Below are 24547 nucleotides of genomic sequence, written 5' to 3' on the forward strand. Positions count from 1 at the left end.
CGTGAGGATGATCCTCACGGCCCTCGTCACGCGCGGGCCCTCCGCGGCCCGGCCGGGCGGCTCAGCGGCGGCCCGGCAGCGCGGCGACCTCGGACTCCGGCCGCCAGGTGGGCAGATACTCCCGCAGCCGCAGCACCATGCCCTGGCAGTAGGAGGCGTTGTGCTCCAGGCTGCGCTCGGGCATGAACGGCAGCTTCCGCCCGCGCGGGTGGTCGAGCACCAGCCGGGTGAGGTGCTCCTGGCCGGCCTCCAGGCCGGTCACGTCAAGGTCGATGAGGAGGGCGGCCAGGTCGGCGGGCATGTCGACGACCGAGGCCGTCCTGCCGTGCGGCTCGACGCGCAGCTCGGTGAAGTCGTAGCCCGGCGGCTTGGGCCTGGCCAGGTAGATGTAGGGCCTGGCCAGCAGGTCGAGCTCGAACGCGGCCCGCGCCCCGGCGTCCCGCCACCAGGACTGACCGCGGGCGAAGTCGACGAGCAGCCCGTCGAACTCCTCGCGGTGCGAGTGCAGGACGAGATGCGCGACCATCCCGAAATTATGGAAGTCGTAGTTCCAGAGTTTCTGCACGGAATCGCGGAAGAAACCGGCGACCTCGGTGTCGGTACGGCTCTCGAAATACGTCGCGGCGTCGGTGAAGAAATCCTCCAGCCGCCTTATTCCGGACCTCTCCAGATAATTGGCGAGGTAATACAGGCCGCGTAGGTTGTAGAGCGAGTGGACGGCGTAGTAGAACCAGGTGCCGCGCTCGCACTCCGTGCGGCTTACCCAGTTGGTGCCGACCACCACGTCGGCTTCCGTGACATCACTGGGAACGCGTTCCACCTGCACTCCGAGAAGCTCCCGTTTGGCGTATATCGAGGTGTTGTGCAGCAGGAGTTGCGGATAGACGATGAGCGTGTCGGCACGGAGCCGGCACAGTTCCGCGATTCCCTCCTTGTATGACTCCAGGGTCTCTCCGGGAAGCGGCCAGATCAGCTCGATGTAGGAGCTGATGCGCTTCTCCCTGAGTGTTCTCTGCAACTCGGTGTAGGTCGCGGGCTTGATGTTCGAGCGGTCGACCAACTCCAGGGTCCTGGAGCTCATCGACTGCAGGGAGATGGGCTGGCTGGTCAGCAGTCCTCCCTGCACGAGGATCTCGGTGATCTCGGCCATCCGGTCGGGCTTGTTCTTGGCCGCGGCCATCGAGACCATCACCGGGTAGCCGTTCTCCTCGCTGCACTCCACCAGGTGGCGGGTCAGTTCCACGTCGCGCGGGGCCATGCCCCAGTTGGCGTCCGCGATGAAGATCGACACGAAGTCGTGCTTGCTGATCCAGGTGATGTCGTCGCGGACCCGCTGGTCCTCGAACTTGTGGACCTTGTCGTTGGTCGCCGCGCCCCAGAAGCAGAAACCGCAGCTGAACGGGCATCCGCGATTGGTCTCCAGGATGGCGGTGGTGTACTTGCCCTCCTCGAAGACGCCGGAGGTGAAGGGCGAGGGCACCTCCATCAGGTCGCGCACCCGCTCGGCGGCCTCGGTGGTGACGAGTTCCCCCGACCGCCAGAAGCTGATCCCGTCGACGGCCGAGAAGTCGGGGTCGTCGCCGATCACCTGGCGCAGGTACTGCAGCATCGTCTTCTCGCCCTCGCCGTTGCAGACGACGACGTTCTCCTGTTCGGGGGCGACGTACTCCTCGGCGTGCAGCATGACCTGGGGACCGCCGAGGATGAACCGGGCCGCCGGGAGCCGCTCGTGCAGCGCGGCCAGCACCGCGCGCGCGAATCCGATGTTCCAGATGTAGCAACTGATGGCGTAGACGTCGCTGCGCTTTTCCAGGAGTTCTGCGATCACCTCCTTTCTGTCCGCGGACACCGGGGCGGAGAAGATCTCGAAATCACATCGCGGCCCCACCTCCGGATCGTGCTGTGCGTAAGCCTGCATGTAACCGGAGGCAAGGGGCAGGATGGCCTCGAATGCAGACAGCTCGACGAATGTGACTTTGGTGTTCATGACGCTCGTCCCTGCGTAGTCCGAGTAATCGCTGAAGCCGATCGGATGGAATCCGCTCATGCTTTCACAGGGGGACGGGACGGACAACGCGCGCCAATTGTGGACACCACTCGCGTGTTACGGTTCCGGAAACCTCGATAACCACGGAGGAGAAACCGTATGCCGACTCACGACTACGAGACCGGCCTCGGGACGCTCTCACTCGACGACCGGATCGCGGAGCATCTCGAAAAGACCTTTCAGGACCCCTGGGAAATCCGCAGATTCTCCCATGATTTCCGCAGGAACGGCTACGTCAAACTGCGGAATGTGGTCTCCGAGGAGGTCAAGGATCTCGTCTCGGACGAGGTGGAGCGCCTGCTCGATCTGCACGCGCGCCGGATCGACATCAACCTCAAGGAGACCAGCAACTCCCCGCGGAAGATGAGCACGGTCAGCCAGCAGTCCATCGCCGGCGACAGCTCCCTGATCCCGGAGCTCTACGACTCCCCCGCCCTCAAGGGCTTCCTGGGCCGGCTGGCGAACGAACCCGTCGTCAACTGCCCCTGGGACGAGGAGAAGTACGTCATCATCCGCCAGGAGAAGCAGGGCGACACCCACGGCTGGCACTGGGGCGACTTCAGCTTCACCCTCATCTGGATCCTGGAGGCGCCCAGCAGCGAGTACGGCGGCATGCTCCAGTGCGTTCCGCACACCAACTGGGTGAAGGAGGACCCCCGGGTCCACGACCACCTCATCCGCTACCCGATCAGCACCTACGCCCACCAGAGCGGCGACATCTACTTCCTGCGCTCCGACACGACGCTGCACCGCACGGTCCCGCTGTCGGAGGACCGCACCCGGATCATCCTCAACACCTGCTGGGGCAGCGAGTCCGACGCGAAGAAGGAGCAGTCACACGAGACCATGGAGGCGATGTTCAGCTGAGCTCCGGGACGGTCCGGGCTCGCCGGCCACACCCACCGGCGCTCGGGATCCGAGGAGTCCGGGAGGAGGGGAACGGCCCGGTCCACGACCGGGCCGTCCCGACGCCGGGCTCAGCTCCGCCTGGATGGAGAGGGCACCGGTGACGGCGTCTCCGGTACGACCTGCGCCCGGGGCCGGCCCGGCAGGAGCGGGACGGCGGCCAGGATGACCGCGATCACGGTGACGGTGAACCAGAAGACGCGGTGGAAGCCGGCTGTCGCGTCGTCGGCGGTCTGCAGGATGAGCGTGACGACGGCGACCCCGATCGCGGCGCCGAGCTGGTTGAGCATGTAGAGCACCGAGCTACCCTGCGCCACCATCGGGGCGGGCAGTGTGCGATACAGCGATCCCATCGTGGGGGCGCTGAAGAAGCCCATGCCCAGGCCGATGGTGAGGGCGCCCAGCACGGGCCACACCTCGGGGGTTTCCGCTCCGATCCGGGTGAAGGCCAGCGCGCTGAGGGCGGCCACGAGCGCGCCGCCGCCTGCCAGCCCGCGAGCGCCGAGCCGGTCCGACAGCCGTCCGGCCAGCGGCATGGCGATGGAGCCGCCGAGGCCCACGGGCGCCATCAGCAGCCCGGCGGCGAGCACGCCGTACCCGTGCGCCTGCTGGTAGTACAGCGGCAGCGCGAAGAAGACGGCGAAGTTCGCGAGGCCGCCCAGGCCCATGATGGTGACGCTCGCGGTGAAACCGCGGCCGGCGAACAGTCGCAGGTCGATCAGGGGTGGCGTGCGCCGGGTGCGGAACGCGTGGATCGTGTAGCCGATCAGCAGCGCGGCGCCGGCGGCCAGCGGGCTGAGCGCCTGCCAGGCGGTGAACGTGCCCTGCTCGGCCGTCTGCGACAGGGCCAGGATGAGCGCCGCGAAGCCCGGACCGATCAGGGCCAGGCCGATGACGTCGAGCCGGACCCGCGGCTGCCGCTCGGCCGGCGGGTCGGCGGGCAGCACGCGCAGGGCGAGCAGCAGGGCGATGACGCCGACGGGCACGCTGAGCAGGAACATCCATCGCCACTGCAGTCCCTGGAGGATGGCGCCACCCAGGATCGGCCCGAGGACCGGGCCGAGGGAGAGGACCACGCCCATCAGGCCCATCACGCGTCCCGCGCGATGCGGACCTGCGGCCCGGGCCAGCAGGACCAGCACGAGCGGGTCGAGGAGACCGGCGCCGAGGCCCTGGACGACGCGGAAGACGATCAGGCTGCCGACGTCCCAGGCCAGCCCGGAGGTGAGCGATCCGGCCAGGAACAGCAGGAGGCCGATCAGCCAGAGCCGCCTGCCGCCGAACCGGTCGACGGCCCAGGTGGCGAAGGGGATGGTGGCCGTGACGGCCAGCAGGAAGCCGGTGGAGGCCCAGCCGATCGTACTCAGCGAGGTGTCGAAGGCGGTGGCCAGGGTGTCGGTGGCGACGGCGGCCATCGTGCTGTTGAGGATGCCCAGCAGCCCGCCGAGCAAAATCACGCCGATCAGCCGCAGCAGTGCCGGATCCAGCCGGTCGTCTCGCGGTTCTGTCATGGGTTCTCTCCGCTTCGATCACAACGAACTAGACCAGTGCGACCAAATTAAGAGACCCGTGAGTCTTAGTCAATCTAGTCCAAAAAACCAGACTGGTTAGTCCAATCGGGTGGTTCGGGAAGTATGATGCGGCCTATGAGCGGAATCTCGGCCGAACAGAGCCCCTCCGTCAGCCCCTCCGTCGCACGCGGACGCATCGACAAGCGGCAGGCGATCCTGGATGCCGCGTTCACGGTGTTCGCCCGCCAGGGGTACGCCCAGGCAGGGGTGGACATGATCGCCGCCGAGGCGGGCGTCGCCAAGGCCACCGTGTACAACCACTTCGGCGACAAGGAGACCCTGCTACGCCAGGCGATCACCGCTCAGGCCGACAGGGCGCTGGCCAGGAACCTGGCCGTACTGGAGCGGCTCACCGAGCACGGCGAGCCGCGCGCCATGCTGGAGGAGGTCGGCCACAGCCTGCTCCAGTGCTACTGCGACGATCGTTCCTGGGCACTGCGGCGGCTGCTCTCGGCGGAGCTCAACCAGTTCCCCGACCTGCTCGACATCGTCCAGGGGCGCGCGGCCGAGCGCGTCGCCCAGGCCCTGACCGACCGGCTGGCCCGGCTCACGCTCGCCGGTCGCCTGCACGCGATCGACCCGGCACAGGCGGCCGAACAGTTCAACGCCCTGCTCACCGGCCCGATGGAGGCCCGGTCCCGGCTGGGAACCCGCCAGGTCGGCGACGCCGAACTGCGGGCCGTGGCCCGCGCCGCCGTCCACACGTTCCTGCGGGCCTTCGGCCCCGACGCCCGTTAGGCCCCTGCACCGCGGACCCTGCCGTGGCGAGGATCGGTCAGCCGGGCCGTGCCACCAGGGCCCCGCACGTCCTGCGGATCATGGAAGTGCTCGTACGCCGGCCCTGTTCACGGCCGCCTCGATGCCGTCCAGGAGGACGGCGAGACCGGCCGCGAAGGTCTCCTTCGCCTCCTGTTCCAGGTAGGGCACGCTCTCGTCCTCGGACTGGTAGGCCCCCTCGCTGTCGAGCCAGGTCAGCGTCGGGAACCGCTCGGCGAAGTCCGGCGCGACCTCCTCCAGCAGGGCCGAGCGGGCGTACCACCACTCCTCGTCGGACATCCCGGTCGCCGCCGGGGCCTGGCGCGACTCCGCGACCGTCTGCGCCGCCGCGCGCACGAAGTGGAACAGCACCCCGACAAGACGCCGCAGCGCCCCGGCCGTAAGGCCCGTCTCACGGAGGATGCGCAGCGCCGTCTCCAGCATGACGTACTCGTTGGGGCCCAGCACCGGGCGCGCCTGCGAGACCTGCAGCACCCACGGGTGGCGCAGATAGAACGCCCAGGCCTCCTCGGCCCAGGAGGTCACGGCCGCCCGCCAGCCCGCCCCCAGCTCATAGGAGGTGGGCAACTCGGCCAGGGCCCGGTCGTACATCAGGTCGACCAGCTCGCTCTTACTGGGCACGTAGGTGTAGAGGGCCATGGCGGTGCGGCCGAGCCGTTCACCCACCGCGCGCATGGAGAGCGCGGCCATTCCCTCGGAGTCGGCGACGGCGATGGCCGTATCCACGATCACATCCACGCTCAGACCGGGCTTGGGGCCGGGGCGCCCCTCTTCCGACCTCGGGGTATGCCACAGCAGTGCCATCGAACGGCGCGCGTCGCCCTGTCCGGCGAAGACGACCAACTTGCCACTCCTTACGGCATAAACTAACTTTACCAGGCTATCTCTTTACACCCTAAGGATATCAAGGGAGAAGGTCAGTGTTCCCCTCCAGCCCCACCCCCACCGACGACCACGACACGCGGCACGGCCGGGCCGCCGCGGACAGCCACGACGTGATCGAGGTCCGCGGTGCCAGGGAGAACAACCTGGCCGACGTCTCGCTGGACATTCCCAAGCGCCGGCTCACCGTCTTCACCGGGGTATCCGGCTCCGGAAAGTCCTCCCTCGTCTTCGGCACCATCGCCGCGGAGTCGCAGCGGCTGATCAACGAGACCTACACGGCCTTCGTCCAGTCGTTCATGCCGAGCCTCGGCCGGCCCGACGTCGACGCCCTGCGCAACCTGAGCGCGGCGATCGTCGTCGACCAGGAGCGGATGGGTGCCAACTCCCGCTCCACGGTCGGCACGGCGACCGACGCGCAGACGATGCTGCGGATCGTCTTCAGCCGGATCGGCACCCCGCACGTCGGCACCTCGACCGCGTTCAGCTTCAACAGCGCCGAGGGCATGTGCCCGAAGTGCGAGGGACTCGGCCGGGTGTCGGACGTCGACGTCTCCCAGCTGGTCGACGTCGACCTCTCGCTCAACGAGGGAGCGATCACCGCCCCGAACTTCAATGTGGATTCGTGGTACTGGCAGTCGATAGCCCACTCCGGATTCTTCGACCGCGACGTCAAGCTGAAGGACTACACCCCGGCCCAGTGGGAGGACTTCCTGCACAAACCCGCCACCAAGATCAAGATCGGCACCATGAACACCACCTACGAGGGGCTCCTGGTCAAGGTGCGGCGGCTCTACCTCGCCAAGGACCGCGAGTCCATGCAGCCGCACATCCGGGCGTTCGTGGACCGGGCCGTGACGTTCACCAGCTGCCAGGCGTGCGGTGGCACCAGGCTCAACCCCGCCGCACTGGGCTCGAAGATCAACGGCCGCAACATCGCCGACTGCGCCGCCATGCAGATCAGCGACCTGGCCGACTTCGTCCGGGACATCGAGGACGAGTCGGTACGGCCGCTGATCGCCACCCTGCGCAACACCCTGGACTCGCTGGTCGAGATCGGCCTGGGCTACCTGAGCCTGGACCGCGAATCCGGCACCCTGTCCGGAGGCGAGGCCCAGCGGGTGAAGATGGTCCGGCATCTCGGCTCCAGCCTGACCGACGTCACCTACGTCTTCGACGAGCCCACGGTCGGCCTGCACCCGCACGACATCGAGCGGATGAACGGCCTGCTGCTCCGGCTGCGCGACAAGGGCAACACGGTTCTGGTGGTCGAGCACAAGCCGGAGACGATCGAGATCGCCGACCACGTGGTCGACCTCGGTCCCGGGGCCGGTTCGTCCGGCGGGCGGATCTGCTTCACCGGCGACGTGGCCGGGCTACGCGCGTCGGACTCCCTGACCGGCCGCCACCTGGACCACCGGGCCCGCCTGCGTGAGAAGGTACGGCAGCCCAGCGGGCAGCTGTCCATCACCGGCGCCCGCCTGCACAACCTGAAGGACGTGAGCGTCGACATCCCGCTGGGCGTGCTGACCGTGGTCACCGGCGTCGCCGGCTCGGGCAAGAGCTCGCTGATCCACGGCTCGCTCCCCCGCCGGGACGACGTCGCGGTGGTCGACCAGGCCCCGATCCGGGGGTCGCGCCGCAGCAACCCGGCCACCTACAGCGGGCTGCTCGATGCGATCCGTACCGCCTTCGCCAAGGCCAACGGGGTCAAGGCCGCCCTGTTCAGCGCGAACTCCGAGGGGGCCTGCCAGAACTGCAAGGGCATCGGCCTGGTCTACACCGACCTGGCGATGATGGCCGGGGTGGCGTCGGTGTGCGAGCAGTGCGAGGGGAAGCGGTTCACCCCCGAGGTGCTCACCCACAAGCTGCGCGGCAAGGACATCAGCGAGGTGCTGGCCATGTCGGTGGCCGAGGCCCGCGACTTCTTCGCCTCCGGCCCGGCCCGCGCCGTCCTGGACCGGCTCGCCGACGTGGGCCTGGGCTACCTCGGCCTGGGCCAGCCGCTCACCACCCTGTCCGGCGGCGAGCGGCAGCGGCTCAAGCTGGCCATCCGGATGGCGGAGAAGGCCACCACGTACGTGCTGGACGAGCCGACCACCGGCCTGCACCTGGCGGACGTGGACCAGCTCCTGGCCCTGCTGGACCGGCTGGTCGACGACGGCAACACGGTCATCGTCATCGAGCATCACCAGGCGGTGATGGCCCACGCCGACTGGATCATCGACCTCGGCCCGGGTGCCGGCCACGACGGCGGCCGGGTGGTCTTCACCGGCACTCCTGCGGACCTGGTCTCCACGGGGGACTCGCTCACCGCCCGGCACCTGCGTACCTACCTGGGAGAAGACGGTGCGTAGCGGCTGAACCACACCGTCCACCTCGAGGTACGTACCGCGTGCCGCCGGGTGTGGATGCTCGGCCGCCTCGGCGAAGGTGAGCACGGGTGTGACGCACGCTTCGGTCATCAGTGGTCACGGTGTCGTTCTCCGCACGTTGGTCGGCTCCTTCGGGGCGGCCGTCAGGCTGGTCATGACCAGGTCGGCGAGCTGGCGGTACGCTTCGGCGGCGTCGAGCCCGGTGGTCGCCTGGATCGTTCCGCGCTGGATCGCGCCCATGACCTGGGCCGCGGCGGCCCCCACGAACGACGCGTGAACCGGACGCAGCGCTCCGGCCTGCACTCCCTCGGTCACGAGGGCCTGGACCCGCCGAGCCGCGTACTGAGTGTTCTCCTGGTACACGTCGTTGGCCGGACCGAAGTCGGCCACATCCGCGAAGAACCTGGCCGAGGCCGGCTGAAGTTCCGAGGCGACGGCCTCCAGGTAGATCGCCAGCCGCCTCGCCGGATCATCGAAGGCCGCGACCCGGGCCTCGATATGTTCCGCCGCGGTCTTGAAGAACGAGCGCACGGCCGCGACAACGATCTGCTCCTTGCTTGGCGCCACGGCGTACAAGGTGGTTCTCGAACACCGCAACCGTTCCGCCAGATCTCCGATGTTGAACGAAGAGAATCCCTCGGTCAGGAACAGCTCTCGGAGCTGAACCAGCATCTCCTCGCGGCGCGCGCGGGCCTTCCCTGGAAGTGGCATGACGCCGACCCTATGACAGAGTACCAAATCTGATACTGTGGTACTCATTCTGGTTCCCGGAGGATTGTCCATGCCCGCATCACGTGTCATGCCCACCGGCGAGAGTGCCGACCTGATCAACCTCGTCCGGGACCTCGCCGGCAAGGAACTCGCGCCCCGGGCCGCCCGGGCCGAGGCCGACGAGGAGTTCCCGCGCGAGGTCTTCAGGACCCTCGGCGCGGTCGGCCTCCTCGGTCTCCCCTACTCCGAGGAGTACGGCGGCGGAGGCCAGCCGTACGAGGTGTACCTGCAGGTCCTTGAGGAGATCGCGGCGATCTGGTCGAGCATCGGCGTCGGCGCCAGCGTGCATACCCTGGCGTGCTTCGGGCTCGTCGCCTTCGGCACGGAAGAGCAGCGGCGGGCCTGGCTGCCCGACATGCTCGGCGGCGACCTCCTCGGCGCGTACTGCCTGAGCGAGTCGCACGCGGGCTCTGATCCCGCCGCCATGAGGACCCGCGCCGTCCGGGACGGGGACGACTACGTGCTCGACGGCGCGAAGGCATGGACGACCCACGGTGGGCATGCCGACTTCTACCAGGTGATGGCACGGACCTCCGACGATCGCAAGGGCATCTCCTGCTTCCTGGTCCCGGCCGACGCGGAAGGCCTGAGCGCGGACCCGCCCGAGCGCAAGATGGGCCTGACCGGATCCGCGACCGCCACCATGCGGCTGGACCATGTCCGTGTTCCCGCCTGGCGCAGGATCGGCGAGGAGGGCGATGGCCTCAAGATCGCACTGGCCGGCCTCGACTCCGGCCGGCTGGGAATCGCGGCGGTCGCCACCGGCCTGGCCCAAGGGGCACTCGACCAGGCCGTGGAGTACGCGAAGGAGCGGGAGACCTTCGGAAAACCGATCATCGAGCACCAGGGCCTCGCGTTCCTGCTCGCCGACATGGAGGCGGCCGTCCAGAGTTCCCGCGCGATGACGCTGCACGCCGCGCGTCTGAAGGATCAGGGGCGCCCGTTCAGCCGGGAGGCGTCCATCGCCAAGATGGTCGCCACCGACAACGCCATGAAGGTGACGACCGACGCCGTGCAGGTCCTCGGTGGCTACGGCTACACCCGGGACTTCCCGGTCGAGCGCTACATGCGCGAGGCGAAGGTCATGCAGATCTTCGAGGGGACCAACCAGATCCAGCGCCTGGTCATCGGCCGCGCACTCGCCGGGAACACCGGTGGAACGATCACCACCTACAGCAAGGAGCAGGACTGATGGAAGTACGCCCGGCCCGCGCCGGCGATCACCTATCACGACTGTCTCAACAGTGAAGTGATCCGTATGGACCGCGCCCTCCGGATGGCGCCTCGCTAACGACCGGCCCCATCTGAAGGAACGACCGTGAACAGCGACGCGGTCATCGTCGAAGCAGTTCGCGCGTTGAAGCGATCCATGCCGCCACCAACCGCCGGCCCAGCGCCCGCGCCGTGCGCGATGAGGAACTCAAGGCCCACAACGGCCGAGTCCATCGGGACAACCACGGTGTCCACGGGATCCGGAAGATCTGGCGGCAGTCGCATCGCGAGCACATCATGGTGGCCCGCTACTTGTGGCCGTCTTCGCCGGTGCTCAGCCCGGAGCGGTGGACGATGACGGCCAGTGCCGTGCGGTCCCGGGCATCGAGCTTGGTCAGGATCCGGCTGACGTAGGTGCGTACGGTCGCCGGGCTGATGAAGAGCGCCGCGGCGATCTCGGCGTTGGTGTCTCCGTGACCGACCCGAGTGAGGACGGTCAGTTCTCGCTCGGTCAGGGCGGCCAGTCGCGGGTCTGGTTCTGGCGGTTTCGGAGCTCGGGCGAGGTGTTCCATGACCCGCCGGGCGATCGTGGGCGAGAGGAGGTTTCCGCCCGCCGCGGCCGTGTGCACCGCCTTCCGGAGGTCGTCGGACGGCGTGTCCTTGAGGAGGTAGCCGGCCGCGCCGAGAGTGACGGCCTCGATGATGTCGTCGTCCTCGTCGAACGTGGTGAGGATCAGGACCCGCGAGCCCGCCAGCGAATCGTCGGCGCGGATCGCGGCACTCGCCTCGAGCCCGTCCATGCCGGGCATCCGGATGTCCATCAGCACGATGTCGGGGCGCAGCTCCCGGACGCGGGAGAGCGCGGCGCGGCCGTCGGACGCCTCGCCGACAACGGTGATCTCCGGATCGTTCTCAAGGAGTGTGCGCAGGCCCGCACGTACGAGCTCCTGGTCGTCGACGACGATCACGCTGATCATGACGGTGGCTCCAGCGGGAGGACGGCGCGGACGGTGAATCCCGCGGTTCCGGGTCCGGCTGTCAGGGTGCCGCCAAGCGCCTCGGCTCGCTCGCGCATCCCGGCGATCCCGTGCCCGTGCCCGGTATCGCCGCCCGGGTCCGCACCGTCATCGGTCACCGACACGTGAAGCAGGGTTCCGTCGTCGTACACGGTGACGCGGGCGTGGGTACCGCGCGAGTGCCTGACGATGTTGGTGACCGCCTCCTGAACGATTCGGAACGCCGCGGCGTCGACCGTCGCGGGCAACTGAGCGGTGACGCGCATGTCGATGTCGATGCTGGTTCCCGCGGCCGCGGCCGTTTCACGAAGTGTGTCGATGCTCGACAGCGAGACGACCGATCTCGGGTTCTCAGTCGGTGCACGGAGCAGGGCGACGGTTCTGCGCAGCTCGCTCATCGTGCGCGTGGCGGTGGACCTGATCAGGTCGAGAGCCGCGCGGGTCTGCGTCTCGTCGTGACCGAGCGACTCGCGGGCGACATCGGCGTGCAGGGAGATGACGGAGGTCGTGTGACCGATCGAGTCGTGCAGATCCCGCGCGATGGCCAGGCGTTCGGCGTGAACGCGCGCGTCCGCTTCCTGCTGATACCGCTGGGCGGTGAGCTCGGCGATCCGCCTCGCTCCCGCCTGTGCGGTCCGTCTCGATCTCAGGCCGTCTCCCAGGGCGATCGCCGCGGCCATGAGCAGGATGTGTCCGGCCAGTTCATAGCCGACGACGAACGAGAAATCCTGGCCCTCGACCAGGCGGAAGAACAGCGAGACCGCGACCACGACGGCAGCGGTGACAACGGCATGGACGAGCCGGCCGAACTCGGCCGCCGAGAACAACGCCGCGGCGACCGGGACGGCGACCCCGACAGCCGGATAGCCGGCGGCGTAGTAGGCGAACAGTCCCAGCGCGCTGACGGCGAGCACGATCACCGGGTAACGCCGGCGGGCCGGCATCAGCGCGCCAAGACCTACCGCCCACAGGTACGCGATCGCGTCCGGACCGTGCCGTCCTCCCTGGTCGGCGGAGATCACGACCGACATGGTGAGGCTGACGCCCGCACCGATCAGGGCGTCGACGGCCCAGGCCGGAAGTCCCCTCCGCATCCGCTCATCGACCACGGATCCACCCTAGGTGACTGGTGTTAAGCGGGCCATCTTCAGCATGTGATCGTGCCGGGTGGCCCGCTCAGGTCGGCTCCGTGACGGATCCGGCCGACTCCTCACCCGACGGGAGAAGGGGCATATCGACCAACATCCTCAGGACGGCGTTCCACGCCTTCTATCTGGCTATCTGGGGATCTCGTGCACCACTCCCGTGGAAGCAACCCGGGAAGCATGTCTCGTGCCGCCTTCTGACAGCCCGGGGACGCTCTGATGAGACGCACGTCATACCCGGCTTCCTGTCACACATAGCCCGGGCTACCCGGTCAACCGTGTGCAGGGCCTCGACCATCGCCATCATCAACGCCTGCAACCGCATCAATGTCATCAACCAGCCGCCTTGAGCACTACCAACCTGGCCAGTTCGGCTAGGACCAGATCGCTCAGACACGGCCTAAAACAGACCCCGCCATTCCGCATCGGACCGACGTGGCGAGGCAGAGCGACCCAGCGTGCCCGTGAGGCCCCTTCCCTCTGCTTCGCTGCTGCGACCTGAAGGAGAAGACACATGTCCCAACCTCTCCCGTTCGTCATCGATCCCACCGGTACCGACCGGCACGCTGAATACCAGGCCCTGCGGGCTCGTGGCCCGGCCACCCCCGTGGACATCCTCGGCCTGCGCGCCTGGGCAGTCACCGACCCTGCCCTTCTCAAGGCTCTGCTCACCAGCCCCGATGTCTCCAAGAACGGCCGCGCTCACTACCCGGCCTTTCAGCAGACGATCAGCACGTGGCCGCTCGCCCTGTGGATCGAGGTGCAGAGCATGCTCACCGCATACGGCGCCGACCACCGCAGGTTACGGCGGATGGTCGCCCCCGCCTTCAGTGCACGCCGCATCGCCGAGCTGAAGCCGACCATCCAATCCCTGGTCACCGAGTTGATCGACGCCCTTGCCGCGGTGCCCCCCGGCCAGGTGGTGGACCTGCGCGAGCGACTGGCCTACCCGCTGCCCATCGCCGTGATCGGCCACCTGATGGGTGTACCTGAAGACCAGCGGGACGATTTCCGACAGCTCGTCGACAACGTCTTCAACAGCACGCTCACACCTGAGCAGGCCAAGGCCAACACCGCACGTCTTTTTGAGGCCACCGACCAGTTGATCGCCACCAAGCGCAGCAACCCCGGCGACGACATGACCTCCCTCCTCATCGCGGCACGCGACGAGGAGTCGGACGGCACCGGCTTCACCGATGTTGAACTGCGCGACACGATGATTCTGATGATCAACGCAGGGTACGAAACGACCGTCAACGTCATCGACCAAGCCGTCCTTGCGATGCTGACGTCCCCCGACCTGCTCCACCTCGTCCGCACCGGCGAGGCTACCTGGGAGGACGTGGTAGAGGAAACCCTTCGCGCCGAGCCCGCCATCAAGTACTTGCCGCTGCGCTTCGCCGTGACCGACATCAAGCTGCCTGACGGACAGGTCATCGCCGCGGGGGACCCCATCCTCGCCGCGTATGGGGCCGCCAACCGTCACCCGGACTGGCACGGGCCGGACGCCGACACCGTCGACGTCACGCGCAAGGTGAAGGACCACCTGGCGTTCGGCTACGGCGTGCACTTCTGCCTCGGCGCTCCATTGGCCCGCCTTGAAGTCGCAGAAGCCCTGCGTCAGCTCTTCGAGCGTTTCCCCGCCATGTCACTCGCGATACCGGCCGACACATTGCGGCCGATACCCACCCTCATCAGCAACGGTCACCAGGAACTCCCCGTGCACCTGCGCGTCGTCGAGTAGCACGTCGGGCGCGCCGAGCGGGTCAGTGGGGTGCGGCACCCGGCAAGGGGCGGTCCTCAAGGGCGCCGCGGTCCCGCGGGTGCAGCTGTTCGCCGGAGAGGCCGCTCACCTGACGACCACCACCGGCGGGGCTGGAGGTGAACGTCGACATCCGAGAAGCCGCCGAGATCGGCGGGCTGACAGGCCCGCCGATCGGCCGGGGTGAGCCGCTTAGCCAGGCAGGATCGCATAGGACGACCTGGATCAGGCGGGCGACCACGAATGGGGTGATCAATCGGCCAGATGCCACTGGCCCTGACGAACGACCAGGACGGCGAGCGCATCGGGCAGCAGCCCGGAGTGGTTGTCCGGAGCGAAGCGCACGGGTCCGCTGAAGCCGTCGATCTGGGCGGTCTCGTGTTCTCCGGGTCGGTGCCTCCCGCCTTGTTCACCGCATCCACGATGACCTGGAGCGCGTCCCCCGCGAATGAGGCGAAGCCGGAGAGTACGGTGGTCCGTAGGCGGCCTGTAGGCGTCCACCCACTTCTTCTGGGCCGCGCCCGCCGGCGACCCGAACAGGACAACAGTCGGCGATGCCGATGGAAGGCCGGATCGAACGCCGCAAGGTGCTCGGCGGCACGATGAACGAGTACCGACGAGCCGCGTAACGAACCGGAGAAACCTCAGCTCAGACAGTACATGCGCGTTTGCCCGGCCGCTCGGAGGTGCCGGGTGACTCGTCCTCGGTGGTAGCCGAGGTCCTCGACGCCGTGGTTGGCGCGCCCCCTGGCACGCGGGGTACACCCCTGCGCGGCTCCGCCGCCCCGAAGACCGCGGCCCGTGTCGCCGCTCCTGCATCGCGAATGCCTCAGATAGGATCTTGCGCGCCAAAGGCACCGTGCATCAGTAAACCCAGCGAAGGTGGCACCGTGACAGAGACCACGCCGCTGCGGGGACGGCATCGCGAGCTGGCGGAGCTGGACGCGCTGGTGGACCGTGCCCGCGCCGGTCACAGCGGCGCGCTGGTCGTCTCCGGCGCGGCCGGCGTCGGCAAGACCGCGCTCCTGGACCACATGGCGGCGCGCGCCGCGACCGACGTCCGGGTCGAGCGCATCGTCGCGTCGGAGTCCGAGATGGAGCTGGCCTACGCCGGCCTGCAGCAGTTGTGCGGGCACATGATGAGCTCGGCCGGGCGCCTGCCCGCCCCGCAGCGCGAGGCGATCGAGGCGGCGTTCGGCCTGCGCCAAGCCTCCGCGCCCAGCCCGTTCCTCGTCGGGCTCGCACTGCTCGGGCTGCTCACCGAGGTCGCGGGCGATCGGGCGCTGCTCTGCATCGTCGACGACGCGCAGTGGCTCGACGAGGCATCGGCGCGCGCTGTCGCGTTCGCCGCCCGGCGTCTCGATGTCGAGGGGATCGCCATCGTGCTCGCCATGCGCATGGTCGACGAGGTGTTCGCCGGGCTTCGGCAGACGGTCGTCGAAGGGGTGGGCCACGACGACGCGCGCGAGCTTCTGCGCCTCGCGACCCCCGGCGGCCTCGACCGGCGGGTGCACGACCAGCTGATCGCGGAGGCGCGCGGCAACCCGCTCGCGCTGCGGGAGCTGCCCCGGGCGCTGAGCCCGGCCGAGATCGCCGGCGGGTTCGCGCTCACCGGCGCGATGCCGCTGGAGAACCGCATCGAGCAGAGCCTGGTCGCGCAGCTCGAGCCGCTGCCCGAGTCGGCGCGCCTCCTGTTGCTGCTGGCGGCTGCGGACCCGACCGGAGATCCCGGGCTGCTGTGGCGTGCGAGCGCGGCACTGGGACTGGGCCCGGAGGACTTCGACGCCGCCAGGAACGCCGACGCGCTCGTCGTCGGCACGCGCGTCAGCTTTCGCCATCCGCTCGTGCGGTCGGCGGTCTACCGGGCAGCGTCGCCGGAGGACCGGCGGCGCGTCCACGCCGCACTGGCCGACGTCACCAGCGTCGACCACGACCCGGATCGCCGGGCATGGCATCGAGCCAGCGCGACGCTGCGCCCGGACGAGGAGGTCGCCGCCGACCTCGAGCGGTCCGCGGTGCGTGCGCGGACCCGCGGCGGCGCGGCCGCCGCGGGCGCGTTCCTGGAGCGGGCGGCGGAGCTGACGCCCGCGCCGGTCCGCCGCGGGCAGCGGCTGATCGCGGCAGCCGAGGCCAAGCACGACGCGGGCGCGCCCGCAGCGGCCCTGCACCTGCTCGACACCGCCCGCGACCATCCCCTCACCCCGTTGCAAGAGGCGCTCGTCGCCCGGCTGCGCGCCCGCGCCGGATACGCACTTCGGCGCGACAGTAGTGGGCCGCAGCTCCTCCTCGCCGCGGCGCAGGGCCTCGAAGGGCTCGACCCGGTGCTCGCCCGCGACACCTACATCGAGGCGCTGGCGGCCGCGATTTACGGCGGCCGGCTCGGTGACGCCGAGCAGGTGGCCGCGGTCTCGAACGCGATCCTGGAGGCGACCGCCGGCGAGGAGTCCGACCGTGCGCGGGACCTGATCCTGCGCGGCCAGGTGCTGCTCGCCGCCAAAGGGCAGGAGGCCGCGATCGATACCCTGCGCCGGGCGCAGCGCGCGTTCCTCGAGCAGGCCCCGGACTCGCTCGAGCTGCACTGGATGTGGTTCGCCTCCCGCGCCGCGCAGGACCTCTGGGACGCCCGCGGGCTCCGCGCGCTCGCCGATCGGCAGGTCGAGTTCGCCCGCGCCGAAGGCGTCGTGACGGTGCTGCCGATCGCTCTGAGCCTGCTGATGGTGGCGCAGACGGTCGACGGCGAACTGGACGCGGCCGAAGCCTCCTGCGACGAGATCGACGCCATCAAGGACGTCACCGGCCACCCGCTGCCGCAGTACGGGCGGTTCTTCCTCGCGGCGTACCGAGGGCAGGCCGGCGAGGCGGAGCGCCTGGCGGAGCAGATCCGAGCCGACTCGCACGCGCGGGGCGAAGGCTACGGGCTGAGCGCGGTCAACTTCGGGGAGGCCATCCTCTACAACGGCCTGGGGCGCTTCGCCCAGGCGGTCGCCTGCGGTCGCCGTGAGCTGCCGTACACGCACGAGCTGAGCCACGCGATGCGCACGCTGCTCGAGCTAGTAGAGGCGGCCACCCACACCGGCGAGCGCGAGCTCGCCGAGCAGGCGTTCGAGCAACTGGCGAACGTCACGCGGCCGGTGGGGACCAACTGGGCGCTGGCCGTGCTGGTGATGGCAGAGGCGCAGCTACACGAAGGCGACGAGGCCCAGGCCCTGTTCCGGGATGCGATCGAGCGCTTCGAGCACGAGCAGATTCCGATCATGGTGGGGCGCTGCCGCTTGCTGTACGGGGAGGAGCTGAGCCGCCGGGGCCGGCACGCCGATGCGCGCGAGCAGCTCCTGGCCGCGTACGAGGTGTTGTCGGGTATCGGCTTGAACGGCTTCGCCGAGCGCGCCGCACGCGAGCTGAGCGCGAGCGGCGAGACCTTGCGCGTGCGCGCGCATGGGTCAGCGGCGCAACTCACCGACCAGGAGCTCAATGTGGCGCGCCTCGCGCGCGAAGGACTCACAAACCGGGACATCGGCGCGCGGCTGTTCATCAGCGCGCGCACCGCCGAGTACCACCTGCGCAAGGTCTTCATGAAGCTCGGCATCAGGGGGCGCGCCGAGCTGAAGACCGCGCTCGCCGAGCTCGACCAGGCGGCGCCGGGCACTGGAAAGCCCACGGGTACGGGACCGATGGTCGGGCCCTGACCGCCCCCTTGGGATCCGAATAGGCGCCGCCCTCGCATGACGTTCGCCGCGATCCGGAGGGACGCGCGATCGCAAGGCCTTGGGGTACGGACTCTGGCGCGCAAGTGCGGAGTGCATCGCCGGACAGTGCGCGACCGCCGTGGACGTACAGCACGGCGGGCAGCACCCCGGCGGAGTGTCGGCGGCTGGACGGGACGCTCATGAGCATTGCTCCGGTGGCACGTAGTCGAAGGTCGGTCCGGCCGTGGTGCCGTCCTCGTCGGGCATCAGCATCAAGGCGTCGGCCTGGGCCTTGAGCGCGTACATGGTGCCGACGGCGACCCTGAGCAGTTTCGGGTCGCCGTTGAAGGCCTGCTCCAGCTGGTTCAACAGGGTGCAGTAGGTGCGGTTGAACTCTTCCCGCCCGGGATGGTCGTCCCACGTGATCGGGAAGAACAGGCCAGGGTCCGCATCCTGGCAGGCCGCGCGGGCCGTCCAGCGCAGAGGAGCCGGATCAGGCGGCTTGGTGGCGCTGCCAGTGCTCCTCGAGGGCGGCGGCGACCTGCGCCGGCCGCTGCAGCACCGGCCAGTGGTTGCAATCGAGCTTGATCACGTGTTCCGCCTGGATGGCCCGGGCCAGTTCGTCGGCGAACTCGACCTGACAGGCGGGATCGCGTGCGCCCCAGAACACGAGGCCGGGCGCGGTCGTCTTCGCCAGCTCTGGTTCCCACTCGCTGCCCATCCGCATCGCGGAGCGGTAGAGCTTGAGAATGCTGTCCTTCATCGGCGCGTCCACGTGCCGCACCATCTCCTTGGCCAGGTCGGCGGGCACCTCGAAGCCGGTGATCAGATCGTCGGCGAAGCCCCGCGGCGTCAGCTCGGCCATGAAGCGGTCCCCCTCGACCGGGTCCTGCCAGACCTTGGCCAGCGGATGCCAGACGTACCGAGCGCTGATGGGGCCGTTGCCGCCGGCCCAGGTGCGTACCAGGTCGGGGCGCAGGGACGCGACCCGGGCGGTGAGGATGCAGCCCCAATCGTGGCCGACCAGGTCGACCGGCTCGCCGACCTTCTCCAGACGGCCGATCAGCCAGTCGGCGTACTCCTCCTTGGTGCTGCCGAAGCCGTCCGGGCGTGAAGCGCCGAAGCCCGGCAGGTCCCAGGCTTCCACGTCCGTGCGCGTCAGGTGCCGGCGGACGCCCGCCCAGACGCGGTGGGTGTCAGGGACGCCGTGAATGAGGATCGCGGGCATGGAAGTGTCACTCCTGTGCGTGGTCGGCGGCGTCGAGGATGGTGGAGGTCACGGCGTCGGGCTGCGAGGCGGCGATCGCGTGGGAGGCGCCCGCGGCCTCGCGGGTTCCTCGTGAGCCGGCGCGTTCGGCCATGAAGCGCAGCGCGGCGGCCGGGATGTTGAGGTCGCGCTCGCCGTGGACAAACCAGGACGGTGTGGTGCGCCAGGCGGGCTCGTTCGCCGTCAGGGCGTCGGTCAGCGCCTGCTCGGTGACCGGCCGCTGGGTCGCGGCCATCAGGGCGGCCTCGTCGGCGTCGAGGTCGGCGCAGAACTGGTGGTGGAACTTGTCCTCGACGATGCGGAACTCGTTGCCGCCGGAGGCGACCGGATACGCCTCCAGCGCGCCGGCCAGGGTGCTGCCCTCGAACTTGCCGGACAGCAGGAACGCGTTCTCGCCGGGTTCCGGGGCGAAAGCGGCGACGTAGACCAGGGCGCGCACGTTCGGGTTGCCGGCCGCGGCCTGAGTGATCACCATGCCGCCGTAGGAATGGCCGACCAGGATCGTCGGGCGGTCGATGCCGGCGATCACGTCGCGCACGTAGGTGGCGTCGCCTTCGACGCTGCGCAGCGGGTTGGCCACGGCGACGGCGGTGAGCCGGTTGCTGTGCAGGCGTTGGATGACGCGGTTCCAGCTAGCCGATTCGGCGAAGGCGCCGTGGACTAGGACGATGACAGGCTGTTCTGTGGTCATGAGTGTGCCTTTCCGGTGTTCAGGGCGATTTTGAGGACGTCAATGGCTTGGGCGGTGGCGGCACGCGCGGCGTGGGTGTTGCGGACCGGGTTGAGCATCATGAAGTCGTGCAGGGTGCCGTTGTAGCGGACGCTGGTGGTGGGGACGCCGGCCGCGGTGAGCTTGCGGGCATAAGCCTCGCCCTCGTCACACAGCACGTCGTTCTCGTCGACGATGACGAACGCGGGCGGCAAACCCGCCAGGTCCTCCAGGGTGGCGCGCAGCGGTGAGGCGGTGATCTCGGCGCGCTGGGCGGGGTCGGTGGTGTAGGCGTCCCAGAACCAGGCCATCGCCTTGGCGGTCAGGTACGGGCCTTCGGCGAACTCACGGTAGCTGCCGGTGTCCTGGGCGGCGTCGGTGACCGGGTAGTACAGCGACTGGTGCACGAAGGTCACGTCGGCGCGCCGTTTGGCCAGGATGGTCAGCGCGGCGGTCATGTTGCCGCCGACCGAGTCCCCGGCCACCGCCAGCCGGGAGGCGTCCAGCCCCTCGTCCGCGCCGTGGCGGGTGATCCACTGGGCGCTGGCGTAGGCCTGCTCGATCGCGACCGGGTAGCGGGCTTCGGGCGAGCGGTCGTACTCCACGAAGACCACCGCTGCGCCCGTTCCGACGGCCAGCTCGCGTACCAGCCGGTCGTGGGTGCCCGCGTTGCCCAGCACCCAGCCGCCGCCATGGACGTACAGGACGGCCGGGAGCGGGCCGGACGACGCGGCGGGCTTGACGATCCGTACGCGCACGTCGCCGACCGCGGCCGGGACCGTGATCCACTTCTCGTTCACCTCGGGCTTGGTGACCGGGGCGGCCTGGATGTCGTCCAGCACCTTGCGGGCGCCGTCAGAGCCCAGCTCGTATAGGAAGGGGGGTTTGGCGGTCGCGTCGGCGAGCTCCTGCGCCACCGGCTCCAGGACGTTGTTGTTCATGCGGAATTCTCCGTTTCCATCTCGTTTCTCCGTTCGGACCTTGCGGATCTCCGCGCGCATCGTTCGCGTGGGCCTTCGGAAGGTGGGCGGCCAAGGCCGGCCCGCTCGCCCACTTAGACCGGGCGGCCCCCGGATCCGTGACACCGGGAATCGAGAGGAAAGGAGCTGTCACGAACCCGCGCGGTCGCCCGGTCTGAGTGGGCGAGCGGGCCGGCTGGGACGCCCGGCTGAGGGGACCCATGAGGCCGCGCCGTCGTCTGGAGAGGCGGCCAACGGAGGATGGCAGCATGATCGAACAGGATCGGGTGGCGTGGCACGCGCTGCCGGCCGGCGATGTCAGGCTCCAGGCCCCGGAGCAGGGACTGCCGACTCGCCAGGACTTCGCCGCGGACGGCTTCGAGGGCGGCAGCGACATCCTGCCGACCGGCGCCCCTCATGGCGACCGGCACCGCCGCCGTCCTCGCCTGGGTACCGGGGCCCGACCCGGTCGCGGGTCAGGCCGGCGTCGCGGGCACAATGACGCCGGTCACCGCCGGCCAGTGGCTGACCTGCCTGGCCGTCGGCTCGATCATCCTGTGGGCCGGCGAACTCGTCAAAGCCCTGCTCCGCATCCGCGACCGCCGCCAGAGCGCCCCGCGTCGCGTGCCCCTTCCCGCCGACGGCAGGCCACAGAGCCTCAGGCCGTGGCCGCCGTGCCTTCGAGCAGCGTGGTGCTGATCTGTTTGCGGGACACGATGCCGAGCTTCGCGAAGACCTTGCGCAAGTGCCATTCGACGGTGTGCGGGCTGATGAAGAGCTGAGCGCCGATCTCGGGGTTCGTCAGCCCGTCACGGGCCAGGCGCGCTATCTGCGCTTCCTGGGCGGTGAGTGTGGTTCGCGCCTCGGCGGTGCGCTTGCGTACCGTCTCGCCGGTGGCCTGAAGCTCGCGCCGGGCGCGTTCCGCGAACGCCTCGGCCCCCATCTGGCTGAGCATCTCGTAGGCGATGCCCAGTTGCTCGCGTGCGTCGACGCGGCGGTTCTCCCGACGCAGCCACTCGCCGTAGAGCAGTCGGCTACGGGCGAGCGTCACCCGGACCTCGGTGCGGCTGAGCCGGTCGATCGCCTCACGGTACAGAGTCTCGGCGACTGGGCCGTCACTCACCTGGGCACGCGCGCTCGCCGAGGTGCCGAGGGCCCAGTCGGTGCCGCTGGCCTGTGCCATCTCGTCGAGTTGCCGGGCGGCTTCGGCGGCGCGGACCGGCCTTCCGCTCCGGACCGCGGCCTCGACGAGCTCGATCAAGGACCTGATGAACGGGCCTCCGAGCTCCTGCGGGTGCTCGCAGCCTCGCTCGGCCGCGACGTACGCCTCCTCGTAGCGACCGAGGCCGTTGCAGAGCACCGCGTTCGCCCATTGGGTGGCGGTCACCGCCTTGCCTTCCCCTTGAAGGGCCGTGTCTCGCGTGACCGCTTCGATCACCTGACGTGTCGCGGCTTCCCGGCCCCTCCAGGGCTCGAGCACCAGGGCTGCGTACTGGGCGAAGAAGCGGCTGCCCGTCACCTCACCGATCGTCACCGCCTCGGCGAGCAGCGCATCGGCGACGGCAAGTTCGCCGGCGAGGGCCCGATTCGACACGAGCATATGGAGAGCCAACGGCAGCACCGACAGAGCCCCCGTCTCGCGGGCCAGGTCGACCAGCCTCGCCGAGAGCACCGACCAGCTGTCGAAGTCCCAGACGTTATGAGCCATGCGGCACGCGAACGAGAGCCAGCCAAGGCCCTCTTCCCTGGAGACCCCTTCGGTGCGGAAGGCGTCCAGGGCCCGCAGCACCATCGGCACGCCCGCCGAGCAACCCTCAGTGGCCAACACGGCCACGCCGTTCAGGAAAAGATCGTTGCGCTCGGGTGGCGGCCCCGGCGGCGCGGCGAGCGTCGCCTTGGCGACGTCCACCAATTGAGCGCCGCTCGGCAGGCGGCCGGCCGTCATAGCCGCGTTCAGCGCGTCACGGTAGGTCTCGCGGGCCAGCCCGGGGTCCAGCGGCTCGAGTTGCTTGCCGGCTTTGAGCAGCAGCGGCAAAGCGGCGCCGGCACTTGTAGAGGCGAACACGATCTGACCGCGCAACAGGTTGGACTGGGCGAGTTCGCGTTCGTCCAGGGGGCTGAGTTCCGCAGCGTCCAGCAGTTCGAGCGCGGCGTCGAAACCACCGGCCTGGTACTTGGTCAGTGCCGCCGCCAACGCTCTGGCTCCGCGGCGTGCGGAATCGGCGCTCAGCTCGGCCGCACGCTCGAGGAACGCGGCTGCCGCCGCGACCCCGCCGCGCGCCTGCGCCCGATCGGCGGAGCGCTCCAGCTCGACGGCCACCGTCTCGTCCGGGCCGGCCGTCGCGTTCGCCAGATGCCACGCCCGGCGGTCGGGATCAGACCGGGGGTCGGTCGCGTCGGCCAGCGCGCGGTGCACGTTCTGCCGGTCCTGCGGGGCCGCCACCTGGTAGGCCGCCGAGCGCACGAGGGGATGACGAAAACGCACCCTGGTCCCGATGGTGATCAGTCCCGCCGCTTCGGCCGGCGATGCGGCGGCCGCTTCGATTCCCAACCGCACCGCCGCTCGCGTCAGCAAGGTCACATCGCCCACCGGCTCGGCCGCCGCGATGAGCAGCAGCAGCTGCGTCTCGGCCGGTAGCGACCGGACCCGTCGCAGGAAGCTCTGCTCGATCTGGCCGGCCAGCGGCCGCGCGTCGGGCCGCCCGAACCCGCCTGCCAGCTCCGCCGGCGTCAATCCCCGGGGCAGTTCGAGCAGGGCCAGCGGGTTTCCCTGCGTCTCGGCGACGATCCGGTCCCGGACCCGCTCGTCGAGTCGTCCAGGAGTCACCGAGTCCAGCAGGGCGCGGGCATCGCTGTCGCTCAACCGTCCCACTTCGAGCTGCGGCAGCCCCGTCAACTCGGGTTCGAGGTGGGACCCGCGCACCGCGAGCACCAGCCCGATCGGCTCCGCGAGCAGGCGTCGCGCGACGAAGGCGAGGGTCTGCGCGGAGACTCGATCAAGCCATTGGGCGTCATCGACGAGGCAGACCAGCGGTTTTTTTTCGGCCACGTCGGCGAGCAGGTTGAGCACCGCGAGCCCGACCAGGAAGCGGTCCGGTGGAGTCCCTGCGCTCAGGCCGAACGCCGTCCCAAGCGCGTCGCGTTGCGGCTCCGGCAGGCGACCGAGATGATCCAGGAACGGGGCGCACAGCTGGTGCAGGCCGCCGAAGGCCAGCTCCATCTCGGACTCGACGCCCGCCGCCCTTGCTATCCGGTAGCCGGACGCGCTGCTGCGCGCGTAGTCCAGCAGCGCTGTCTTGCCGATGCCGGCCTCGCCGCGCAGGACCAGGACCGAACTGTGGCCGCCCTGCACCGTCGCCACGAGCTGGTCCAGCGTCTCGCACTCGATCTGCCGCCCACGAAGCTGCAACCCGGGACTTCTGCTTGCCATGGGCACCGCCCCCGCCGACCGTTTGCCCGCTG

General features: G+C 69.5%; 18 protein-coding genes. 7 read left to right on the forward strand and 11 right to left on the reverse strand.

Annotated features, from left to right (window positions below):
* Positions 1–61: 61 nt before the first annotated feature.
* Positions 62–1987, reverse strand: coding sequence for a B12-binding domain-containing radical SAM protein (locus tag ABT130_RS33010; RefSeq protein WP_350962102.1), 1926 nt, complete (start codon positions 1985–1987; stop codon positions 62–64).
* 159 nt (positions 1988–2146) lie between these two features.
* On the opposite strand from ABT130_RS33010, the gene ABT130_RS33015 reads away from it, so the two are divergent.
* Positions 2147–2914, forward strand: coding sequence for a HalD/BesD family halogenase (locus ABT130_RS33015; RefSeq protein WP_350962105.1), 768 nt, complete (start codon positions 2147–2149; stop codon positions 2912–2914).
* A gap of 110 nt (positions 2915–3024) precedes the next feature.
* Here the strand turns inward: ABT130_RS33015 and ABT130_RS33020 are convergent, their stop codons facing one another.
* The gene (locus ABT130_RS33020; RefSeq protein WP_350962108.1) at positions 3025–4464 is read right to left on the reverse strand and encodes a DHA2 family efflux MFS transporter permease subunit; all 1440 of its coding nucleotides are present in this window, start codon (positions 4462–4464) and stop codon (positions 3025–3027) included.
* Positions 4465–4599: 135 nt separating this feature from the next.
* Here ABT130_RS33020 and ABT130_RS33025 point away from each other — a divergent pair, with 135 nt between their 5' ends.
* Positions 4600–5262: a TetR/AcrR family transcriptional regulator gene (locus tag ABT130_RS33025; RefSeq protein WP_350924918.1), complete on the forward strand. Its 663-nt coding sequence runs from the start codon at positions 4600–4602 to the stop codon at positions 5260–5262.
* A gap of 78 nt (positions 5263–5340) precedes the next feature.
* Here the strand turns inward: ABT130_RS33025 and ABT130_RS33030 are convergent, their stop codons facing one another.
* Positions 5341–6144 carry a TetR/AcrR family transcriptional regulator gene (locus ABT130_RS33030; protein WP_350924916.1) on the reverse strand — a complete coding sequence of 268 codons (804 nt, stop codon included), beginning with the start codon at positions 6142–6144 and terminating at the stop codon, positions 5341–5343.
* 77 nt (positions 6145–6221) lie between these two features.
* On the opposite strand from ABT130_RS33030, the gene ABT130_RS33035 reads away from it, so the two are divergent.
* Positions 6222–8540, forward strand: a complete 2319-nt coding sequence (locus tag ABT130_RS33035) for an ATP-binding cassette domain-containing protein (protein ID WP_350962110.1) — start codon at positions 6222–6224, stop codon at positions 8538–8540.
* 114 nt (positions 8541–8654) lie between these two features.
* Here ABT130_RS33035 and ABT130_RS33040 read toward each other — a convergent pair whose 3' ends face one another.
* Positions 8655–9269: a TetR/AcrR family transcriptional regulator gene (locus tag ABT130_RS33040; protein ID WP_350962112.1), complete on the reverse strand. Its 615-nt coding sequence runs from the start codon at positions 9267–9269 to the stop codon at positions 8655–8657.
* 70 nt (positions 9270–9339) lie between these two features.
* On the opposite strand from ABT130_RS33040, the gene ABT130_RS33045 reads away from it, so the two are divergent.
* A complete protein-coding gene (locus ABT130_RS33045) occupies positions 9340–10521 on the forward strand; it encodes an acyl-CoA dehydrogenase family protein (protein WP_350962113.1) in 1182 nt (393 codons plus the stop codon).
* A gap of 328 nt (positions 10522–10849) precedes the next feature.
* Here the strand turns inward: ABT130_RS33045 and ABT130_RS33050 are convergent, their stop codons facing one another.
* Both ABT130_RS33050 and ABT130_RS33055 read right to left on the reverse strand, forming a co-directional pair.
* On the reverse strand, positions 10850–11518 hold the full coding sequence (locus ABT130_RS33050) for a response regulator (RefSeq protein WP_350962116.1): 669 nt from the start codon (positions 11516–11518) through the stop codon (positions 10850–10852).
* Entirely contained in the window at positions 11515–12666 is a 1152-nt protein-coding gene (locus tag ABT130_RS33055) for a sensor histidine kinase (protein WP_350962119.1), read from the reverse strand. The genes ABT130_RS33050 and ABT130_RS33055 overlap by 4 nt, the downstream gene beginning before the upstream one ends.
* 550 nt (positions 12667–13216) lie before the next feature.
* Here ABT130_RS33055 and ABT130_RS33060 point away from each other — a divergent pair.
* The gene (locus ABT130_RS33060) at positions 13217–14446 is read left to right on the forward strand and encodes a cytochrome P450 family protein (protein ID WP_350962122.1); all 1230 of its coding nucleotides are present in this window, start codon (positions 13217–13219) and stop codon (positions 14444–14446) included.
* Between the two features lie 908 nt (positions 14447–15354).
* Positions 15355–18150 (forward strand): AAA family ATPase, encoded by a 2796-nt coding sequence (locus ABT130_RS33065; RefSeq protein WP_350962124.1) that lies wholly within the window; start codon positions 15355–15357, stop codon positions 18148–18150.
* A 198-nt stretch (positions 18151–18348) separates the two neighbouring features.
* Here ABT130_RS33065 and ABT130_RS33070 read toward each other — a convergent pair whose 3' ends face one another.
* The 4 genes from ABT130_RS33070 to ABT130_RS33085 form a co-directional block, all read right to left on the reverse strand.
* A complete protein-coding gene (locus tag ABT130_RS33070; RefSeq protein ID WP_350962127.1) occupies positions 18349–18519 on the reverse strand; it encodes a hypothetical protein in 171 nt (56 codons plus the stop codon).
* A gap of 124 nt (positions 18520–18643) precedes the next feature.
* Positions 18644–19378, reverse strand: coding sequence for an alpha/beta fold hydrolase (locus tag ABT130_RS33075; RefSeq protein ID WP_350962130.1), 735 nt, complete (start codon positions 19376–19378; stop codon positions 18644–18646).
* 7 nt (positions 19379–19385) lie between these two features.
* The gene (locus ABT130_RS33080) at positions 19386–20108 is read right to left on the reverse strand and encodes an alpha/beta fold hydrolase (protein ID WP_350962132.1); all 723 of its coding nucleotides are present in this window, start codon (positions 20106–20108) and stop codon (positions 19386–19388) included.
* The gene (locus tag ABT130_RS33085; RefSeq protein WP_350962134.1) at positions 20105–21067 is read right to left on the reverse strand and encodes an alpha/beta hydrolase; all 963 of its coding nucleotides are present in this window, start codon (positions 21065–21067) and stop codon (positions 20105–20107) included. Before ABT130_RS33085 ends, ABT130_RS33080 begins: the two co-directional genes overlap by 4 nt.
* Positions 21068–21502: 435 nt before the next feature.
* Between ABT130_RS33085 and ABT130_RS33090 the strand changes: the two genes are divergently transcribed.
* Positions 21503–21784: a hypothetical protein gene (locus ABT130_RS33090; protein WP_350962137.1), complete on the forward strand. Its 282-nt coding sequence runs from the start codon at positions 21503–21505 to the stop codon at positions 21782–21784.
* Here ABT130_RS33090 and ABT130_RS33095 read toward each other — a convergent pair.
* Positions 21744–24494, reverse strand: coding sequence for an ATP-binding protein (locus ABT130_RS33095; protein ID WP_350962140.1), 2751 nt, complete (start codon positions 24492–24494; stop codon positions 21744–21746). The genes ABT130_RS33090 and ABT130_RS33095 overlap by 41 nt on opposite strands.
* Between the last annotated feature and the right edge of the window lie 53 nt (positions 24495–24547).

Source organism: Streptosporangium sp. NPDC001681, assembly GCF_040298085.1.
Lineage (GTDB): Bacteria > Actinomycetota > Actinomycetes > Streptosporangiales > Streptosporangiaceae > Streptosporangium.